Consider the following 17573-nt stretch of genomic DNA (forward strand, 5'->3'; position numbering starts at 1 on the left):
AAAAATAATTCTTGAAAAAAGATTGCTAAATTAGACAAAATAATCTACACTAAAAACAGAAAAGTAGTTTTATCTTCATTCATTAGCAATGTTTTGAAATGGAGGTAAACCTTAGTTGTAATTGTTGAATTTAGTAAATATTCATTCAGCAGAGGGACAAAAATCCACTAAGGTACACTTGATATTTTTTTGACTAAAAAATGAATGGCTATTCATTCAATGGAAGAATAAGGGGGAATTGCTTGTGACTTATAACATTAAAAAAGCTGCCGTTCTAGGTTCTGGGGTGATGGGCTCTGGAATTGCAGCGCATTTAGCTAATATCGGTATACCAACATTACTATTAGATATTGCACCGAAGGAACTAACGCATGAGGAAGAGGCAAAAGGTCTTTCCTTAGAGCACCCAGCTGTAAGAAATCGTCTTGTAAACGGAGCTTTGCAAAAGTTATTAAAGCAAAAGCCAGCACCACTTACTTCTAAGAAAAATTTATCACTACTAACGGTCGGCAATTTTGAAGATGATTTAGGGAAACTAAAAGATGTAGATTGGATTATTGAAGTTGTTGTAGAAAACTTACCTATTAAACAAAGTCTGTATGAAAAAATCGATGCTGTTCGTACACCTGGAACAATTATTAGCTCAAACACATCTGGGATTAGTATTAATGCGATGGCAGAAGGACGTCCAGATGATTTTAAAAAGCATTTTCTAGGCACACACTTTTTCAACCCGCCTCGCTATTTAAAACTATTAGAGGTGATTCCAGCTGATACAACTGCACCTGAAGTAGTAAGCTTCATGAAAATATTTGGTGAAGATGTGCTTGGAAAGGGCGTTGTGCTTGCAAAGGATACACCTAACTTTATTGCTAACCGCATCGGCACTTATGGGTTACTCATCACGTTACAGGAAATGCTAAAAGGCGGTTACTCAGTTGGAGAAGTAGATTCCGTGACAGGTCCGCTAATTGGTCGTCCCAAATCGGCAACGTTTCGTACGCTCGATGTTGTTGGATTAGATACATTTATTCATGTAGCTAAAAATGTCTACGATCAAACAACAGGTGGGGAACAACAGGTATTTGCTGTCCCAGAATTTTTGCAAAAAATGGTCACGAACGGTTGGCTCGGTGCCAAATCAGGCCAAGGTTTCTTCATAAAGCAAGGAAAAGAGATTCATGAAATTGACCCAACGACTTTGGCCTATAGTCCAGCGAAAAAATTAAAAACACCTTCCATTGAAATGGCGAAACAAACTCGTGGATTGGCTAATAAAGTGAAGGCTTTAACATATGCAAAAGATCGTACAGGTGAATTATTATGGGGAATATTTGCTCCTACATTAATTTATTCTGCTCAGCTATACGGTGAAATTGCAGATGATATTGTAGCTATTGATAATGCGATGAAATGGGGCTTCGGCTGGCAACAAGGACCATTTGAAATTTGGGATGCTATTGGCGTGAAAGAAGCTGTAGCAAAAATGGAGGCAGAAGGTCGAGAAGTACCTGCCTTTGTAAAAGAGATGTTAGCAAATGGGTTTGAAACTTTCTATTCAGATATAGATGGTGACTTGGCTTACTATAATGGTTCGGAGTATGTCAAAGTGCCTGTTAATGAAAAGGAAATTGATTTAAAACGATATAAGAAAAAACATGGCGTAATTAAATCCAATACAGGTGCTAGTTTAATAGACTTAGGTGATGGAGTTGCATTATTAGAATTCCATTCTCAGTCGAATGCTATTGGTTTAGATATTATTCAAATGATAAATTTTGCAATTGACGAGGTAGAAGCTAATTATAAGGGCTTAGTTATAGGAAACCAGGGGAAAAACTTCTGTGTTGGAGCAAATCTAGGAATGATTTTAGTAGAAGCACAGGATGATAATATCTTTGAACTAGATTTTGTCATTAAGGCATTCCAAGATGCGATGCAAAAAATTAAATATTCACGTAAGCCAGTTGTGGCGGCACCGTTTGCCATGACATTAGGTGGCGGCGCAGAGGTTTGCTTACCTGCTGCACATATTCAGGCAACGATGGAAACATATATGGGCTTAGTGGAAGTAGGCGTTGGGTTAATTCCGGGCGGCGGAGGTAATAAAGCCCTTTATCAAAAATTCCTAAAGGGTCTACCAAATGGTGTTGAAATAGACTATCAACATATTGCAAATAAAGTATTTGAAACAGTTGCGATGGCGAAGGTTTCAACATCTGGTGAGGAAGCACGCGAAAATAACTTCTTAAACTTCGTAGATGGGATTTCAGTTAACCAAGATCATCAATTATATGATGCGAAGCAAGCGGCTTTAGCACTTTACGAAGCAGGCTATCAACCACCTGTACCAACAAAAGTTCCTGTGGTGGGTGCATCAGGCTACGGTACATTACTCATGGGTGCGCAAGGTATGTATGAGTCTGGCTTTATCAGTAAGCATGATTTGAAAATTGCTAAAAAGCTAGCATATGTTATTGCGGGTGGTAAGGTTCCATATGGCACATTAGTCGATGAACAGTATCTATTAAACTTAGAGCGTGAGGCATTCCTTAGCCTCGTTGCAGATCCACTTTCACAGCAAAGAATGCAACATATGCTGCTAAAAGGGAAACCACTTCGTAACTAATGGACGGACGAAATAGACAAAACTTGCACATGAAACAAAGGGGGATTATACGATGCGTGAAGCCGTTATTGTAGCAGGAGCACGAACTCCAATTGGAAAAGCAAAAAAAGGTTCTTTAGCAACAGTAAGACCAGATGACTTTGGTGCTGCCGTTGTCAAAGAAACATTAAAAAAAGCAGGCTATGAGGGACCGATAGATGATTTAATTTTAGGCTGTGCTATGCCAGAAGCAGAACAAGGGATGAATGTAGCTCGTAGTATCGGTGCACTTGCCGGATTGCCAGATACAACTCCGGCTCTAACAATTAATAGATTTTGTTCTTCAGGTCTACAGGCGATTGCCTATGCAGCTGAACGAATTATGCTAGGGCACTCAAAGGCTATTCTTGCCGGTGGTGTCGAGTCAATGAGTATGGTGCCAATGGTGGGGAACACACCCCGCTTAAATCCAACTTTAGCAGAAACAGCTCCACAATATTATATGGGAATGGGGCATACAGCTGAGGAAGTAGCTCGACAGTACAATGTAAGTCGAGAAGATCAAGATGCATTTGCTGTTCGTTCACATGAACTTGCTGAAAAGGCGATCAAAGAAGGTAAATTTAATGATGAGATTGTACCAATAGAAGTGGAACAACATTATGTTGACGAAAACAATAAGCCACAGGTTAAAAAATTCACTTTCAGTATGGATGAAGGTGTACGTCCTGGTACATCGGTTGAAGGCTTAGCGAAGCTTCGTCCAGCTTTCCATGTGAAAGGGAGTGTGACGGCAGGGAACGCTTCTCAAACTTCCGATGGTGCAGCAGCTGTATTGGTGATGGATCGCGAAGAGGCTGTCAAGCAAGGTTTAACACCAATGGCAAAATTCCTAGGCTTTGCAGTAGGTGGTGTACCACCTGAAGTAATGGGAATTGGTCCAATTGTGGCGGTACCAAAAGCATTAGAAATTGCAGGTTTATCAGTAGATGCTATTGATCTATGGGAAATCAATGAGGCATTTGCATCCCAATCCTTACAGGTTGTTCGTCATTTAGGCATTGACCAAGATAAGGTCAATGTGAATGGTGGAGCTATCGCATTAGGACATCCACTTGGTGCAACGGGTGCTATTTTAACACTAAAACTTATTCATGAATTAAAGCGTCAAGGCAAGAAATATGGTGTAGTAACTATGTGCATTGGTGGCGGCATGGGGGCTGCTGGAGTATTTGAAATTCTATAATTTTCATTAGATCAGCTTGAGGTGTACTGTTTCCGGTTGCCTCCGAGCATGTATATGTCAAGCTTTTCTATATATGTTTGTCTTCACTCAGCAAAAGGTTTGTAGCGTCAGAAACCTTCTCTAATATGACTGGAGAAGATGCTGAATAAAGATTAAGCCTCTAGCAAATATCACAGATTTTGAAGAGGCATCATTCAATAGGGGATTAGACTATCAAAATAGATATATTGGGAGGAATTTATATGACTGAAAAAAACAACGGATTTCATTAAAGGCGGCGGATTTTTAATTGAAGATGTGGAATTAGATCGTGTGTTTACACCAGAAGATTTCACTGACGAGCATAAAATGATTGCCAAAACAACAGAAGAATATGTAGCAAATGAAGTTTTACCTGTAGTTGAAAATTTAGAGCACCACGAATTTGAGCATTCAGTACGTCTCCTTAAAAGTGCTGGTGAATTAGGCTTGCTAGGAGCAGATGTTCCTGAAGAATACGAAGGACTAGGCTTAGATAAAGTTTCTTCAGCATTAATTGCAGAAAAAATGTCTGTAGCAGGTGGTTTCTCCATCACTCATGGTGCACACGTTGGAATTGGCTCATTACCAATCGTGCTATTTGGTGACGAAGATCAAAAGAAAAAATATTTACCGAAGCTTGCCTCAGGTGAATTAATTGCTGCTTATGCATTAACAGAGCCGGGATCAGGCTCAGATGCTTTAGGGGCAAAAACAACTGCGAAACTAAACGATGCAGGCACACATTATATTTTAAATGGTGAAAAGCAATGGATTACAAATGCAGGCTTTGCAGATGTGTTTGTTGTTTACGCTAAAATTGATGGCGATAAGTTCACTGCCTTTATTGTTGAACGTGCATTCAAAGGTGTTTCTGTGGGTCCTGAAGAGAAGAAAATGGGAATTAAATCTTCATCTACTCGTACACTAGTGTTAGAAGATGCAGAAGTGCCAGTAGAAAATTTATTAGGTGAAATTGGTCGTGGGCATGTCATTGCCTTCAATATTTTAAATATCGGTCGCTATAAACTTGGGGTTGGAACAATTGGTGGATCAAAACGTGCATTTGAGTTAGCAGTACAATATACAAACCAACGTCAGCAATTTAAAACAAAGCTTTCTGACTTCAACCTTACAAAAGAAAAATTATCAACGATGGCTTCTCAATTGTATGCATCAGAATCCTTAAACTATCGTACTGTTGGTTTATTTGAAGATCGTTTAAGCCAGCTAAGTCCAGAGGAGCAAAAGGAAGGGAAAGTGATTGCAGGTGCTATCGCTGAGTATGCGATTGAATGCTCAATTGCTAAAGTATTTGGATCAGAAACATTAGATTATATTGCAGATGAAGCGGTACAGTTACATGGCGGTTATGGCTTCATGGCTGAATATGAGGTAGAGCGTATTTACCGTGATTCTCGTATTAATCGAATTTTTGAAGGTACAAATGAAATTAATCGCATGATTGTACCAGGTACATTTATGAAAAAGGCACTAAAAGGTGAGCTGCCACTATTACAAGTTGCGCAAAATCTACAGCAAGAGCTTCTGATGTTAATGCCGGAGGATATCGGTACAGAGCCACTAGCTCAGGAAAAATACTTAGTGAAAAATGCTAAGAAGATTGCTGTATTAGCGGCAGGCTTAGCAGCACAACGCTTTGGTGCGAAGTTAGATCAAGAACAAGAAGTTTTAGTGAATATTGCCAATATCGCTAATCAATTATTTGCAATGGAATCAGCTGTATTACGTACAGAAAAAGCGATTGCTCGTGATGGCGTTGAAAAAGCACATCAAAAATTGCTATACACTCAAATTTTCTGCCAAGAAGCATTTGCTGAAATCGAAAAAGAAGCAAAAGATACAATTCTTGCTTCCGCAGATGGCGATGCAGCACGTATGACTTTATCTGCATTACGTAAATTAACACGTAATAATCCATACAACCTAATTACGAAGAAACGTGAAGCATCTGTGAAATTAATTGAAGCAGAAAAATATATCGTTTAATCGTATGAAAAACGCTAGCTATCCGCAAATGGGTAGCTAGTTTTTTTATTCCAGATAAATTTATGAAAGTAACGGATAAAAATACAGAACCGATGGATAGACTTACGAAAATGAGCGAAGATCCACCATTCTAAATGATTATGATGGTATACTACAGAAAAAGACAGCAGAGGAGCATTTTTATGACGATTCAATTTTTCCATTATCCAAAATGTACAACATGTAAAAAAGCACAAAAGTGGTTAAATGATCATGACGTTTCCTATGAAGAGGTACATATCGTAGAGCAGCCACCAACAAAGGATGAAATAACAGCTTTATGGCAAGCAAGTGGACTACCTTTGAAGAAGTTTTTTAATACTTCTGGCATGAAGTATCGTGACCTTGGTTTGAAGGACAAGCTAGCTGATATGACTGAGGAAGAACAGCTTAAGCTACTTGCTACGGATGGTATGTTAATAAAACGTCCCATCGTAACAGATGGAAAAAAAGTAACTTTAGGGTTTAAAGAATCCGATTTTGAGCAAGCTTGGTTATAACCGTTTTTATCCTTGTTTTTATAGGAGAAGTATGGCACACTGAAAGTGAATATATTACATAATTATGGAGGGGTTTTTTGCATGAGCACACCGAAAGACTTACGTTACTCTGAAGAGCATGAATGGGTAAAAGTAGAAGATGGAAAAGTACGTATTGGTATTACGCACTTCGCACAATCTGAATTAGGAGATATCGTTTTCGTTGAACTTCCACAAGTTGGCGATGAAATCAAAACAGATGATCCATTCGGTAGCGTAGAATCAGTAAAAACTGTTTCTGAATTATATGCACCAATCTCAGGTACTGTAGTGGAAGTAAATGCAGATTTAGAAGATAGCCCAGAATTCGTTAATGAATCACCATATGAAAAAGCATGGATGATCGTCGTAGAGCCTGCTGATGCATCAGAAGTTGATAAACTTATGACAGCAGAACAATACGAAGAGATGACTGCAGAATAAGACAAGCCATAATCAAAAAACGTCGGAAACTACCGGCGTTTTTTATTATATAATAATGTATAAGTGGATATGTCTAAATGGAGGTGGCGTAATGTTCGATGGGAAATGCTTGATAGTAGAAGGACGCTCAGATAAGCTACAAATTGAGCCGATTTTGAACGAGAATGTTACAATACTATGTACGAATGGAACAATTGGAGTGCATCAATTAGAGGAGCTAATAGACCCCTATGAGGGCTGCGAGCTATTTACTTTTTTTGATGCTGATACTTCAGGCGATAAGCTACGCGCTTTAATGGACAGACATTATCCGGAAGCGGAGCATTTACGTACAATGCCGACATATAAGGAAGTAGAAACGACACCAAGAAAAGTGTTAGCAATGATTTTACTGCGTGCGCATTTCTCCATCCATAATGAATATATTTTATAAGGTTGCGTGAACTAAATGGAAGAATGGTCAAAAGAGCAGTGGGAGTCGGCTTTACAGTCGGGAGAAAAAGCTGCGTTTTATTTATATACACCGATGTGTGGTACTTGTGCAGTGGCATCGAAAATGATGTCAATTGTAGAACAACTATTACCTCACCTAAAACTAGGGAAAGCAAATATTAATTTTTTGGAGCAAATTGCTATTGAACATCAAATTGAAAGCGTCCCATGTTTACTTGTGTGTGATGGCGGCAAAGTGACAGAAAAGATTTATGCTTTTCAATCCGTACCATTTTTGTACGAATTGTTAAAAAAATCAATTGACTGAACTTTATTAGCGTGGTAAAGTAACAAATATATTACTAAAACATTAAATATATCGAACTCTTATAAAGAGCGGCGGAGGGAAGTGCCCTATGAAGCCCGGCAACCATCACATAGTGAAAAGGTGCCAAATCACTCAAAGATTTTTTCTTTGAAAGATGAGAGAACGGTTCAACGTATAATACGTGACCCCTTCTACTTGTCTATAAGTGGAGGGGTTTTTTTATATAAGAAAAGGAGTATTCGCTATGATACAGCTTCAAAATATAACGAAGAAATACAAAACAGCAAATGGCGAATTAACGGCAGTCAAAGATGTTAACCTTACTATTAATAAGGGTGAAATTTTTGGCATTATCGGCTATAGTGGCGCTGGTAAAAGTACGATGATTCGTTTACTTAATGGTTTAGAGAAACCAACAGCAGGAACAGTAACGGTGAACAATCAAGAATTTTCTTCGATTAAGGGTCAAAAGCTTAGAGCAGCTAGACAAAAGGTTAGTATGATTTTTCAACATTTTAACCTACTTTGGTCACGAACAGTTGCAGAAAACATTGCCTTCCCATTAGAAATTGCAGGTGTATCAAAAGCTCAACGTGAGGCACGGGTGAAGGAATTGATAGCACTTGTTGGCTTAGAAGGTCGCGATCAAGCATATCCATCGCAGCTGTCTGGTGGACAAAAGCAACGAGTAGGGATTGCACGTGCATTAGCAAATAATCCAGAGGTTTTACTATGTGATGAGGCAACATCTGCACTAGACCCAGAGACAACAGATGCCATTCTTGATTTACTGGTAGATATTAATGAACGGTTAGGGTTAACGATTGTCCTCATTACTCATGAAATGCATGTCATTCGCAAGATTTGTCATCGTGTAGCAGTGATGGAGGCAGGCGAAATTGTAGAGCGTGGGGAAGTATTGCAAGTTTTCCAGGCACCTCAGGCAGCCATTACTAAGAAATTTGTAGCCCAAATTACAAATACAAAGGAAACACAGGATACAGTAGAACAAATCAAAGCAAATTATCCAACTGGACAACTTGTCAAATTGATTTTTGTTGGTGAAAAAACAGAACAGCCAGTTATTTCACATCTAGTGAAGCAATTCGATGTGGAAGTAAGCATCGTACACGGAAATATTTCACAAACGAAAAATGGTGCATATGGTACCCTCATAGTCCAAATTGATGGGTCGAAAGCAAATGTGACTGAAGCCTTAAGCTATTTAAATACAGTGGAAGTACAAACGGAGGTGATTGCAGATGCTAACTAATCTCTTTCCGAATGTAGACTGGGATAGCATGTGGCAGGCTACGTATGAAACATTATATATGACGGCCATTTCTACAGTTATTACATTTATTCTTGGGTTAGCTATTGGAATCGTCCTATTTTTAACAAGTCCCAATCAGTTATGGGCTAATAAAATTGTTAGCTTTTTAACAGGGTCACTCGTTAACATTTTCCGCTCTATCCCATTTATCGTGTTAATTATTTTATTAATTCCATTCACTAAGCTTTTACTAGGTACAATCCGTGGAGCTAATGCTGCTTTACCTGCTTTAATTATCGGTGCGGCTCCATTCTATGCACGTATGGTATTAATTGCGTTACGTGAGATTGATAAAGGTGTCATTGAAGCAGCTCGTTCAATGGGGGCAAAAACATCCACAATTATTTGGAAAGTTCTAATCCCTGAATCATTACCAGCACTAATTTCGGGTATTACGGTTACGGCTGTAGCACTTGTTGGATATACAGCAATGGCAGGGATAATCGGTGCAGGAGGTCTTGGGAACTTAGCCTTCCTAGACGGGTTCCAAAGAAATCGCCAAGATGTGACATTAATGGCAACTATTTTGATCTTAGTAGTCGTCTTTATTATCCAATGGATTGGTGATTTCATTACAGAAAAAATTGATAAACGTTAATAAAACTGAGGTTATTCCGGTTCTTGCCGCTAACATATTTTCATCAAAATAAAGGGAGTGTCATAAATGAAAAAGTTATTAACAGGATTATTTTTATCAATACTTGTACTAGCTTTAGCAGCTTGCGGTACTGATAAAAAAGAGGATGCAAATTCAGCATCTGGTGATAAAACAGATAGTAAAGAAAACGTTACTTTAACAGTGGGAGCTTCTAATACACCGCATGCAGTAATTTTGGATAAAGCAAAACCGATTTTAGCTGAGAAAGGTATTGACCTTAAAGTAGAAACATATACAGACTATGTGCTACCAAACCAAGATTTAGAATCAAAAGAATTAGATGCAAATTACTTCCAACATATTCCATATTTAGAGTTACAAATTAAAGACAATGGCTATGACTTCGTCAATGCTGGTGGTGTTCATATTGAGCCAATCGGTATTTACTCAAAAAAATATAAATCTTTAGAGGAACTTCCTGAAGGTGCAACAATCTTACTTTCTAATTCTGTATCTGATCACGGTCGTATGCTGTCATTATTAGAAGCTAAGGGCTTAATTAAATTAAAAGATGGTATTGATAAAACAGCAGCAGAAATTAAGGATATAGAAGAAAATCCTAAAAACTTTAAATTTGATGCGAATACTGCACCAGAAATGCTTGTACAAATGTACGAAAACGACGAAGGGGACGCAGTACTGATCAACTCTAACTTTGCTATTGATAATGGCTTAAACCCAATCAAAGATGCGATTTCTCTTGAAGACAAAGAGTCGCCATACGTAAACATCATCGCAGTACGTGCGGGTGATGAATCAAGACCAGAAATTAAAACATTATTAGAAGTATTAACGTCTAAAGAAATCCAAGACTTTATTTTAGAAGAATGGAAAGGTGCAGTAGTACCTGTTCAATAATTTAAATAAAAGGGTACCTAAGTAGTGAAATACTTACGTACTCTTTTTCTTTTTTTAATGAATTTTGATAGCTTTCGGAAAGTGACTATTTACAAGTTGTCGATTTCCGAGGAAATAAAAAGGCTATATAAAATAGTTACAACAACTTATGTAATGTCTATTCTACGTGCTTCAAAGGATTGTTCTACCTAATCCCTCCAGTATCGGTGAAAACCAATGCTGAAGGGATTTTTTTAGAGTTTCAAAAAAGGAAAAAATGTTAATTTTCTATTTATTAACATTCTTCAGTGTCGCTTATCAACTTTTTCATCTACACTAATAAAGCGACTCTAAATATATTTACTAAATATCTGAATAAATAATGAACTTTTTTGTTCTAAATACTAATAAAGTAGGCGTTTTATCGTGAATGAAGGAATTATTTAGAAATTGTTTAGTTGCAAGTAGTACTATATAATTGTTAGAAAAGTTTTTTTGTGAAATTTAGATTTTATTCATCTATTTTGACTAAAAAAATCATACTTAAGTATGTGGAGATGGAAGGGGTTTGGTGAAAATGGCAATGAGAAATGGCCTATTACGTTGCAGAATACTCGGCATATATAAGTAGATGAATAGATAACGAAAAAAATGGCTATAAAAATTACATGAAAGTTAAGCCAAAGGAGTTATTGTTATGACGATAAACACGAAATCAATGAGCTCAGCTTTATTAAATAAAATTCAAACAAAAAAAGCGACAATTGGGGTAATTGGCCTCGGCTATGTAGGTCTACCATTTGCCATTGAAATTGTTCAAAAAGGTTTTCATGTTTTAGGCTTTGATAAAAATCAAGAAAAAATCGCCCTGTTGCAAAACGGTGAAAGCTATATAGCTGATATCCCGAAAGAAAATATACAGTTACTATTAAAGGAACATCAATTTGAAGCAACCTATGATTTTTCCAAACTTGCTTCTGTTGATGTTGTCATCATTTGTGTGCCAACCCCTACAACGGAGGATGGCACTCCTGATATTTCCTATATAGAAGAAGCAGCTCACGATATAGGGTGCCATATTAATTCAAATGCACTAGTCATTCTTGAAAGTACGACCTATCCTGGGACGACAGAGGAAATTGTTCAGCCTATTTTGCAAAAACATGGCTTTGCGGTTGGTCAAGATTTATTTTTAGCCTATTCACCAGAACGAGTGGATCCTGGTAATAGTAATTTTTCAGTTGCTAATACACCCAAAGTTGTTGGCGGTGTTACTTCCACATGCTTGGAAGTTTCAAAGGTTTTTTATGAAACAGTCATTCATACTAGTGTATATACAGTAACAAGTCCGAAAGTTGCTGAAATGGAGAAATTGCTGGAAAATACGTTTCGCCAAATCAATATCGCTCTTGTCAATGAACTAAGTCAAATTTGCTATAAAATGAATATTGATATTTGGGAAGTCATCGATGCCGCCTCAACAAAGCCCTATGGATTCATGCCATTTAAACCTGGCCCAGGAGTCGGTGGACATTGTATCCCTGTGGACCCTAAATATTTATTGTGGGCGGGTCAACAGCATGGTGTCTCAGCAACATTAATAGAAGCAGCAGATAAAATTAATGATTCGATGCCTAGCTTTGTTGTAGAGAGACTCGAGCAGTACTTACGTCTGCAAAATACCGAGCTACCCCAAGCAAAAATTGTTATTATTGGTGTCACGTATAAGCCGGAAATAAATGATTCACGCGAATCTCCCGCATTACATGTCATTAAACAATTACTTGATAATCAGTGCTCAATACAAATTATCGACCCTTTTATTCAAACATTCCCTGTAGAACAATCCCTATTCAATACAGTTCCTTTAACAGAGCAAATTATTAAAGATGCAGATGCGGTATTGATTTTAACCAACCATTCTAACATTGATTATTCATTAATTGATCAACAAGCGTCATTAATTTTTGATACACGTAATACCCATTTTTTATTTAAGAATAAAAATTATTACAAGTTATAAGGAGAGTTCATGGGACATGAAACAGCTAAAAATATGTGGGCTTCTACTCCTGATGTTCTTAGCAGGATGTCAATCCACTCCTCAAAAAACGATTCAACCAATTGATTCTACTATAGAGATTAAGGAAACGGATGGTACGATGAGTGATTCAATCAGCCATGCCGATATTATTAAGCCAAAAGTGGCTCTAACATTTAATGGCTTTGCGGATAATCAAACAATGGAGCTACTGCTGAAGAAATTAGATGAATCTAATATGAAAGCTACCTTCTTTTTAGAGGGGCTACGTGTGGCACAGGAGCCAGAGCTTGTTCGAGACATTTTAAAAAGAGGTCATGAAGTGCAAAACGGTACATTGTCATTTCCAGATGTCACAGCTTTAGACTATGATCAAACGTATGAGGAGATTTATTTAACGAATCAAATATTTGAAGAGCATTTAGGATATAAGCCGAAATATGTTCGAAGCCGTTCCGGTGATATTACAGATAATATGCGCTTAGCGGCTGCTGCTTTGGACATGAATGCAGTGATAGGATTATCTATTAATCCACTGGATCGAAAAATGCAAGGTGCCCAAGAATTGGTCGATTATATAGGCAAATATATTGATAGAGGCTCTATTATTCACCTCAATACGTATATTAATCCTGCCATTATAGATACCATCCCTTTACTAGCACAATTAGCAGAAGAGCATGATTATACAATTACTACTTTAAGTGATGTGTTAGATAACCGTTATTTAACAAAGTCATTAGAAGAAATAGCAGGTTATGATGCCATCAAACCTAATTTAAATTATGAAAATATCGAACCACATTTATATTATCGAAAAGAGACATCTAAAAAAGAAATGGCCATTACCTTTGATGACTGGGCACATGAACAGCAAGTGAAGGATGTTTTAGAAGTTTTAAAAAAATATAACATTAAAAGTACATTTTTCTTAATCGGTAGTGGAGTGGAGAAAAATCCTCAATTGGCAAAGTTAATACTAGAGGAAGGTCATGAAGTAGCAAGTCACTCTTATTACCATTTAGATGTAACTAAAATGACGCCAGAGGAAATACAGGATGATTTAGTGAAGGCCCATAAAGCTCTTACTTATGCGCTACAGGAACCACCGATACTTTATTTTAGACCAGCACAGGGAATTATGGATGAACGTACTGCCAAAGTGATTACCGCTGCTGGAATTAAAACCATTGCCATGTATGATATTGCATCCTTTGACTGGAATTTAGATTACAGTGCTCAGGATATTTACGATCGGGTTATATCTAGAGCGGCACCAGGTAAGGTCATTGTCATGCACATCTTAGATGGTACGAAAACAGTCGAAGCACTTCCATTAATTATTGAAAAGTTGCAGCAGGATGGTTATAGCTTTAGTAAAATGTCAACTTGGATAGAAGAAGATGCAAATGGGGATGTGAATAAATGATAAAAACGAAAAAAGAGGTTTTAACAGTACCGCGCTCGGATCGTCGGATTCTATCAAATATTCCTGATCCCGAAAATGTCCGGAACCTTGTCAATCGTCGAGGTGCATCTTATCAGAAAGAAGAAATTGATGCGACAGATGTCAATGAAATATATCGTCTCCAACAGCTTAGCTTACGCTATGAAACTCATTTTGAGGTAATGGTGAGAAGAGCAAGACGTAAAACCAGTTCAGACAAATACTATGCGGAAGATATTTCAGTTACGGGAATCCTTGTATATTCTCAACAGCCTCACCAATTATTAATAGATGAAATTTTAGAAATGAATTTTACAATTCCAGGGGGCGCAATGCCCGAGGGTTATGAGGCTAAAGTAAAGTTAAGGGCAAAGGTGGTACGACATTTTACCAAAGAGGTGGATGGTCAAACGCTGTATTACTTTGCTTGTGAATTTCTCCAACCTCTAAATGAATATATGGTAAAAAAGCGGTGGGGCATTTCTGTTTTTATGGCGAGTTTATTTTTACTGGTGGTCACTCTTATTGTCATGTTGATGAGAGCAGAAAGTGTTATTTATTTTAGGTTTAATAAATTTTTATACCTTTATAGTATTATAGCGGCAACGTTTCTATTAAGTAGATACATATTTGGTATTTTCTATAAAAATGTACCAATCAATCCTCACTATGAGCCCGGTGTATCCATAATTATCCCTGTGTTTAACGAGGAAGAATGGATACATCGAACGATTTCAAGCTGTATTAATCAGTACTATCCTGTAGATAAGTTAGAAGTGATTGTCGTGGATGATTGCTCTACGGATGGGACGGAGGAAAAAGCTAAGGAAATGATTGATCTTATTCATTTTGAGGGTGGGCGTTTTAAAACGACTGATCGCTTAAAGTTTTCTAAGCTCCCTCAAAATGGTGGAAAACGTGAAGCACTGGTAGCCGGTGTTCATCAAGCAAAACATGATTTAGTGGTTTTTGTGGACTCAGATAGTTTTTTGGAGCCACATGCAATCCGCAATTTAGTACAGCCTTTCCAAGATCCTAAAATGGGTGGAGTAGCTGGTCGGACAGAGGTAGAAAATAAATTTACAAATGCTCTGACAAAACTACAGACAGTGCGTTATTATATTGCCTTCCGTATTATGAAAGCGGCTGAATCTTGGTTTGATACGGTGACATGCTTATCGGGACCTTTAGCTTGTTATCGAAAAGAACTAATTTTAAAAAATGAAACAGCATGGCTCAATCAAAAATTTCTTGGGCAGCCTGCTACATTTGGTGATGATCGTAGTATGACAAACTATATTTTGAAAACTCATCGAACAGGTTATCAGGATAATGCAATTTGTTCGACGATCGTCCCCTCTGACACAAAGGTTTTTTTATCTCAGCAAATGAGATGGAAACGTTCTTGGTTAAGAGAATCTTTACGAGCATTTTTATTTATGTGGAAAAAAGAACCCTTCATGTTCCTTTTCTTCATCATAGGTTTAATTGTGCCAATTGCAGCACCCATTGTCGTCGTTTACAACTTAATCTATGTGCCGATTATGTATGGCGTGTTTCCGACTACCTTTTTATTAGGCTTACTTTTAATGGCCATGCTAATGAGTTTGGCTCATCTATTCTTTAGAAAAAGTAAATTATGGTTATTCGGGTTTATCTTCGTTCTTTATTATGAATTTATTTTACTCTGGCAAATGCCAGTTGCATGGGTAACATTTTGGAAATCAACATGGGGAACAAGGGAAACACCACAAGACGTTTTGGCAAAAGAAAAGAAAATAGAAAAGCAAAAATTACGAAAATCCCGATTTTCAATGTTGAAAATTAGAAAAATGGGTGAGAAGGAATGAAAGAGAAAAATGTAATTTTACAGCCAGCTAAAAAAAATCGAAGGAAAATTATACGTTCGATCCTACAATTAATCGTTGTTGTCCTTTTAGCAGTCGTGTTAATTAAAGCCGTTTTTCTGACAGACAAGAGATTTGCTGAGGCGGTACCATTAAACAATAAAGAAGGATTTATAGCACTTTCCTATTTTGGGGTGAGTAGAAATGACTCCCCTAAATATGTGTCAAAGAAGAATTTAGAAGAACAATTAACATTGCTTGAAAAACAAGGCTATCAAACGATTACACAACAGGATATATTGGATTTTTATCAAAAGAACAAACCATTACCTGAAAAAGCATTGTTTTTATCATTTGAGGATGGACGTACGGATTCTAGTATTTTCGCACAAAATATTATGGAGAAATTAAATTACAAGGCTACGATGTTTACGTATGCCAATAAAATGGATACCCGTTATCATAAATTTTTAAAGCCAAAAGATTTGAAGTTGATGGAGAAAAGCGGCTATTGGGAATTAGGCTCTAATGGGTACCGACTAACCTATATTAATATTTTTAATGATAAAGGGCAGTCCTTAGGAATGATTGATGAAAATAATATACCAAATAAAACAACAATCGAATATTATAACCACTATTTAATGGATTTTATTCGTAATCAATATATGATTCCAAGTGAAACTCGACAAGAGATGGAAATTCGAATTAAGAAAGATTACAAGCTTATGCAGGATATCTATCAGCAAGAGTTTGGGAAAGTTCCAAAAGCGTATGCCATTATGCATGCTAATTCATTGTATAACAATATGGACCCACTGGTGCAGAGTGCCAATGACAAGGAAATTAAAGACAAGTTTCTTATGCACTTTAATTTAGAATTGAGTGCCTATAATGATAAAGATAGCGATCTATATAACTTGAATCGATTACAAGTATCCCCCTATTGGTCAACCAATCATGTAATGATGAAGATCAGACAGGCTAGCAATCAAAATGTAGAGTTTAAAATAGGAGATCCTGCAGTAGCTCAAAAATGGCATACAGTTAATGGGGCGGCAGAATTTGATCAGAATAAAGTCATATTAACATCAGCTCCTTCTAGTGAAGGTAGGATTCTTTTAAAGGAAACAATGCCACAACAATATAATGCGAATTTTACATTTAAAGGGAATGTTGTTGGTGAACAAGCGTTCTACGTCAATTATGATGATAAAACAAATAGCTATTTACGCATTGCCTTAATCGATAATGAGCTTGTAGTAAGTGAAAAATTACCAGCTTCAGACATTGTGGAAAAGGCTCGTTTTCCATTGAATGAGATTAAGTGGAATGAAGAGGAGTATGCATTTAATAAGGCGACCGTCTATACGTATCAGGATACCCAAAAGGGATCACGGATTGTTGAAGAAGAATACCCAAGAAACTTAACAAAAAATAGAGTATTTAACATTGCAGTAAATAAGGATAAAATAAACATAGATGTAGATAATATATTATCTGAAACTATTCAAATAAATCCTAGCCTTCATGGATCACAAATAGGATTTGGGGCGATGTTTAGTCATAAAGATACGTCCCATGAACAGTATGCAGATGATATATACGATACATTAATTGAAGATATTTTAATTACAGATAGAAAAGATCAAACCATTTTTACAAACCAATATACGAATTTCGAGAAGGTTAAGTATAAAAGTACAACATTGTTTAATCATGTTGTGGATTTCTTTATTGAAACCTTCTAAGTTGGGGTGAAATTTA

14 protein-coding genes and 1 riboswitch are annotated in these 17573 nt (G+C 37.0%); all 14 genes read left to right on the forward strand.

Annotated features, from left to right (window positions below):
- The first annotated feature begins 244 nt into the window (after positions 1–244).
- The 14 genes from C9J29_RS16310 (at position 245) to C9J29_RS16375 (ending at position 17557) form a co-directional block, all read left to right on the forward strand.
- Complete coding sequence (locus C9J29_RS16310; protein WP_107922457.1) at positions 245–2629, forward strand: 3-hydroxyacyl-CoA dehydrogenase/enoyl-CoA hydratase family protein; 2385 nt, start codon at positions 245–247, stop codon at positions 2627–2629.
- A 52-nt stretch (positions 2630–2681) separates the two neighbouring features.
- A complete protein-coding gene (locus C9J29_RS16315; protein ID WP_107922458.1) occupies positions 2682–3854 on the forward strand; it encodes an acetyl-CoA C-acetyltransferase in 1173 nt (390 codons plus the stop codon).
- Positions 3855–4100: 246 nt separating this feature from the next.
- On the forward strand, positions 4101–5882 hold the full coding sequence (locus C9J29_RS16320) for an acyl-CoA dehydrogenase family protein (protein ID WP_107922459.1): 1782 nt from the start codon (positions 4101–4103) through the stop codon (positions 5880–5882).
- Between the two features lie 182 nt (positions 5883–6064).
- Entirely contained in the window at positions 6065–6421 is a 357-nt protein-coding gene (locus tag C9J29_RS16325) for an arsenate reductase family protein (protein ID WP_008179957.1), read from the forward strand.
- An 81-nt stretch (positions 6422–6502) separates the two neighbouring features.
- Positions 6503–6883 (forward strand): glycine cleavage system protein GcvH, encoded by a 381-nt coding sequence (gcvH, locus tag C9J29_RS16330; RefSeq protein ID WP_025116632.1) that lies wholly within the window; start codon positions 6503–6505, stop codon positions 6881–6883.
- A gap of 91 nt (positions 6884–6974) precedes the next feature.
- Positions 6975–7316, forward strand: a complete 342-nt coding sequence (locus tag C9J29_RS16335; RefSeq protein WP_025116633.1) for a toprim domain-containing protein — start codon at positions 6975–6977, stop codon at positions 7314–7316.
- Between the two features lie 15 nt (positions 7317–7331).
- Positions 7332–7643, forward strand: coding sequence for a thioredoxin family protein (locus tag C9J29_RS16340; RefSeq protein ID WP_089986190.1), 312 nt, complete (start codon positions 7332–7334; stop codon positions 7641–7643).
- Between the two features lie 56 nt (positions 7644–7699).
- Positions 7700–7804, forward strand: a riboswitch (SAM riboswitch).
- Between the two features lie 83 nt (positions 7805–7887).
- Entirely contained in the window at positions 7888–8916 is a 1029-nt protein-coding gene (locus tag C9J29_RS16345; protein WP_036120001.1) for a methionine ABC transporter ATP-binding protein, read from the forward strand.
- Complete coding sequence (locus tag C9J29_RS16350; protein WP_107922460.1) at positions 8906–9574, forward strand: methionine ABC transporter permease; 669 nt, start codon at positions 8906–8908, stop codon at positions 9572–9574. Before C9J29_RS16345 ends, C9J29_RS16350 begins: the two co-directional genes overlap by 11 nt.
- 66 nt (positions 9575–9640) lie before the next feature.
- Positions 9641–10492 (forward strand): MetQ/NlpA family ABC transporter substrate-binding protein, encoded by an 852-nt coding sequence (locus C9J29_RS16355; protein WP_008178012.1) that lies wholly within the window; start codon positions 9641–9643, stop codon positions 10490–10492.
- A gap of 676 nt (positions 10493–11168) precedes the next feature.
- Positions 11169–12494 (forward strand): nucleotide sugar dehydrogenase, encoded by a 1326-nt coding sequence (locus tag C9J29_RS16360; protein WP_307723780.1) that lies wholly within the window; start codon positions 11169–11171, stop codon positions 12492–12494.
- Between the two features lie 16 nt (positions 12495–12510).
- The gene (locus C9J29_RS16365; protein ID WP_237068863.1) at positions 12511–13941 is read left to right on the forward strand and encodes a polysaccharide deacetylase family protein; all 1431 of its coding nucleotides are present in this window, start codon (positions 12511–12513) and stop codon (positions 13939–13941) included.
- On the forward strand, positions 13938–15809 hold the full coding sequence (locus tag C9J29_RS16370; protein ID WP_107922461.1) for a glycosyltransferase family 2 protein: 1872 nt from the start codon (positions 13938–13940) through the stop codon (positions 15807–15809). The genes C9J29_RS16365 and C9J29_RS16370 overlap by 4 nt, the downstream gene beginning before the upstream one ends.
- The gene (locus tag C9J29_RS16375; RefSeq protein WP_107922462.1) at positions 15806–17557 is read left to right on the forward strand and encodes a polysaccharide deacetylase family protein; all 1752 of its coding nucleotides are present in this window, start codon (positions 15806–15808) and stop codon (positions 17555–17557) included. The genes C9J29_RS16370 and C9J29_RS16375 overlap by 4 nt, the downstream gene beginning before the upstream one ends.
- Positions 17558–17573: the final 16 nt, after the last annotated feature.

The organism is Lysinibacillus fusiformis (genome assembly GCF_003049525.1).
In the GTDB taxonomy this organism is placed as follows: Bacteria; Bacillota; Bacilli; order Bacillales_A; family Planococcaceae; genus Lysinibacillus; species Lysinibacillus fusiformis.

Bases quoted from the DNA above. Each gene is read 5' to 3' on its own strand.
- C9J29_RS16315 (WP_107922458.1), top strand. From the start codon at position 2,682: ATGCGTGAAGCCGTTATTGTAGCAGGAGCACGAACTCCAATTGGAAAA.
- C9J29_RS16325 (WP_008179957.1), top strand. From the start codon at position 6,065: ATGACGATTCAATTTTTCCATTATCCAAAATGTACAACATGTAAAAAA.
- gcvH (WP_025116632.1), top strand. From the start codon at position 6,503: ATGAGCACACCGAAAGACTTACGTTACTCTGAAGAGCATGAATGGGTA.
- C9J29_RS16335 (WP_025116633.1), top strand. From the start codon at position 6,975: ATGTTCGATGGGAAATGCTTGATAGTAGAAGGACGCTCAGATAAGCTA.
- C9J29_RS16340 (WP_089986190.1), top strand. From the start codon at position 7,332: ATGGAAGAATGGTCAAAAGAGCAGTGGGAGTCGGCTTTACAGTCGGGA.
- C9J29_RS16345 (WP_036120001.1), top strand. From the start codon at position 7,888: ATGATACAGCTTCAAAATATAACGAAGAAATACAAAACAGCAAATGGC.
- C9J29_RS16350 (WP_107922460.1), top strand. From the start codon at position 8,906: ATGCTAACTAATCTCTTTCCGAATGTAGACTGGGATAGCATGTGGCAG.
- C9J29_RS16355 (WP_008178012.1), top strand. From the start codon at position 9,641: ATGAAAAAGTTATTAACAGGATTATTTTTATCAATACTTGTACTAGCT.
- C9J29_RS16360 (WP_307723780.1), top strand. From the start codon at position 11,169: ATGACGATAAACACGAAATCAATGAGCTCAGCTTTATTAAATAAAATT.
- C9J29_RS16365 (WP_237068863.1), top strand. From the start codon at position 12,511: ATGAAACAGCTAAAAATATGTGGGCTTCTACTCCTGATGTTCTTAGCA.
- C9J29_RS16370 (WP_107922461.1), top strand. From the start codon at position 13,938: ATGATAAAAACGAAAAAAGAGGTTTTAACAGTACCGCGCTCGGATCGT.
- C9J29_RS16375 (WP_107922462.1), top strand. From the start codon at position 15,806: ATGAAAGAGAAAAATGTAATTTTACAGCCAGCTAAAAAAAATCGAAGG.